This is a genomic window from Acinetobacter lwoffii (assembly GCF_024129735.1).
Taxonomy (GTDB): domain Bacteria; phylum Pseudomonadota; class Gammaproteobacteria; order Pseudomonadales; family Moraxellaceae; genus Acinetobacter; species Acinetobacter lwoffii_H.
Genome location: NZ_JAMXXK010000094.1, coordinates 1 through 2,731 on the forward strand (window position 1 = coordinate 1; position 2,731 = coordinate 2,731).

Sequence of the window (2,731 nt, forward strand, 5' to 3'; positions counted from 1 at the left end):
TAGCGCTATAAGAGTTTACAAGCTGATCTTATAAACCTTACAAAATAAAAAACCAGCGAATCGCTGGTTTTTTATTGCAGACTATTTTAGCTGAATATATATATCATGGCTGAGATTAATAGGTTGTAGGTATACTTTCATGGTAAAAACTTTAATGGACACAATTAGCGATTACTATTTACCAAATATTAAATAAAATAGCCTAAGTATGGTTAAATTAATTCTCTTTATTCAGTCATTAGAGAGAGTCTTTTAGCATTTTTTTATGCTGTTTTACTTGGTTGGCATAACGTTTACCTTGTTTACGCATTTTACGATTATTTTCATAACCTGACGGACCTACATTATAATAGGCAAGCGCTTTCTTCCAGTCACCGGATGATTGATTATATTTAGAAAGAATATATGTACCACATTGGATATTACTGCTTTCATTGTATAAATCACCTGGACAAGTTTGTTGCCAATATCTCGGAATCACTTGCATCAAGCCTACCGCACCTGCTGGCGAAGTTGCTTGGCTACGATAAGTAGATTCCTGACGAATCACAGCCGCCACTAGAAGCGGATCTACACCCTGATTTTGTGCATGTTGAACAATTAAAGGTGAAACACGATTAGCTGTACTGGATGGGGTGGAATAAGCAGTTTGAATGCCTTTAGACAGCTTAGCTGCGCGTTTTTCTACCGAGCCTCCGCCCAAGGATGAACAACCCGCAAAAAGAAAAGTGCTCAATAAAATAGAGGAAAATTTAAAAGATTGAGAATGAAATAGTGAACGTTTAGATTTAATTGGATTGAATAAATGAGAAACAAACAAACTGTGAATTCCATGCCTGAATAAACGTATTTCGATGTTAGGCAGCCTATATACAAGAGTCAAGCTTGCTGCTGATGAAAGCACTTTATTAATGTACAAACTTTATCTATCTACTAAAAAATCTCTAAATTGAAAGGGTCTTTAGCATCCAGATTTCACAGGCATCACTATGTCCGGTATTGCCTTCAGGATAATCAAGATGCTGAAAACCTAATTTTTCATAGAGTTTCACCGCTTGCCAAAGCGCTTTAGTTGTTTCTAGATAGACTGAATTAATCTGATGAGTCTGTGCAAATTCACAGGATAATTCTAAAATTTTCTTGGCAAAACCTTGCTGACGAATTTCAGGTAAAAAGTACATTTTCTGAATTTCTAAAATAGTTGCATCACCTTTTAATGGCGCAATTCCACCACCACCGTAAATTTTATTTTGTTGATCCACAACAACCCAGTAAGCTGATTTCGGTTGCTGATAAACTTGATACAGTTCATCTAGAATAGAATCGCCTACTGCGAAACCAGATTCTGCTGCCAGCCCAAACTCTTGGGAAACACGACGAATAATGCTTGCAATTTGGGCATTATCTTCAGGCTGAATAGGACGAATAGAGTACATATAGAACTGATTTTATTTTGAAAAAACGATGAATTTTTATAACCTTAAATCCTTAAAAAAGCCATCGTTTATTCAATTTAGATAAGTTTAATTCACTATTTGATGAGCAATCACTATTTTAATTCGCTTGATGATTTTCCCAACTCCCGACGGGCAATAATGAGTTGCTGAATTTGCTGGGTGCCTTCAAAGATATCCAAAATCTTGGAATCACGCGCCCATTTTTCCAAAAGTTCAGTTTCGTTATAACCAATGGCTGCTGCCAGTTCGACACATTTTAAGGTGATTTCATTACCGATCCGACCGGCCTTAGCTTTGGCAATAGAGGCTTCACGTGAATTGGGTTTGCGATTATCGGCCATCCAGGCAGCTTTCAGCATCAGTAAGCGTGCTGCTTCCCATTCAGCTTCCATACGATAGATTTGTGCTGCGATATTAGAGCTTTGTAAATACGGTGTGGCATAAGTGGAGTCCAGCTGATCCTTAAAAATCTCCTTGATGCGTTCCAGCGAGGCTTTCGCACAACCAATCGCCATGGCTGCAACCAGCGGGCGAGTATTATCAAAGGTTTCCATCACGCCAGCAAAGCCTTTAGCAACATCGATTTCTGCATGACCGAGCAAGTTTGCTGCAGGTACTCGACAGTTGATAAAGCTAATCGTGGCAGTATCGGATGATTTAATCCCTAATTTATGTTCCAGTCGTTCAACCTTCATTCCTGGAGTACCTTTGGTCACCACAAATGATTTAATTGTCGATCGTCCCAGTTTTTTATCCAAAGTTGCCCAAACGACCACTGCATCAGCACGCTCTCCGGAGGTTACAAAAATCTTCTCACCATTCAGAATATAATCATCACCATCTTTGGTTGCAGTGGTACGAATTGCAGCGGAATCTGAACCGCAACCTGACTCGGTAATCGCCATGGCGGCCCAAGTTTCATGAAAACGGTGCAATTGCTCCTCATTGGCAACAGCTGCAATGGCTGAATTTCCTAATCCTTGGCGTGGCATCGAGAGTAATAAGCCAGTATCGCCATAACACATTTCAATAATGCTTAGGGCGGTAGACATATTGATACCATTTTTATTAGTCGTATCTGCATCGCCACGTTTATTGACTGCTGCACCAGCATTCATGCCTTCACTACCTTGGTTCATGCCATCCACGACTGAAGCGAGCATGTCTAGCTCTATCGGATAAGCGGTGGTGTTTCAAAAAGTATGCTGGCATTAAACGAATCCATTATTGATATAAAAGAACACTAAATCAAAGGCTTTGAAATGATTTTCAAG

2 protein-coding genes and 1 pseudogene are annotated in these 2,731 nt (G+C 39.4%); all 3 read right to left on the reverse strand.

Annotated elements, in window-relative coordinates; all coding sequences use genetic code 11:
* Nucleotides 1-238 precede the first annotated feature (238 nt).
* A complete protein-coding gene (locus tag NI469_RS15550) occupies nt 239-820 on the reverse strand; it encodes a lytic transglycosylase domain-containing protein (protein ID WP_004731225.1) in 582 nt (193 codons plus the stop codon).
* Between the two features lie 124 nt (nt 821-944).
* Nucleotides 945-1,436 (reverse strand): GNAT family N-acetyltransferase, encoded by a 492-nt coding sequence (locus NI469_RS15555; RefSeq protein ID WP_005246123.1) that lies wholly within the window; start codon nt 1,434-1,436, stop codon nt 945-947.
* A gap of 113 nt (nt 1,437-1,549) precedes the next feature.
* A pseudogene (locus tag NI469_RS15560) lies at nt 1,550-2,641 on the reverse strand (acyl-CoA dehydrogenase family protein); the annotation flags it as partial.
* Nucleotides 2,642-2,731 lie beyond the last annotated feature (90 nt).

Excerpts from the sequence above, each read along its gene's own strand:
- NI469_RS15555 (WP_005246123.1), bottom strand. The coding sequence starts at position 1,436 with ATGTACTCTATTCGTCCTATTCAGCCTGAAGATAATGCCCAAATTGCA.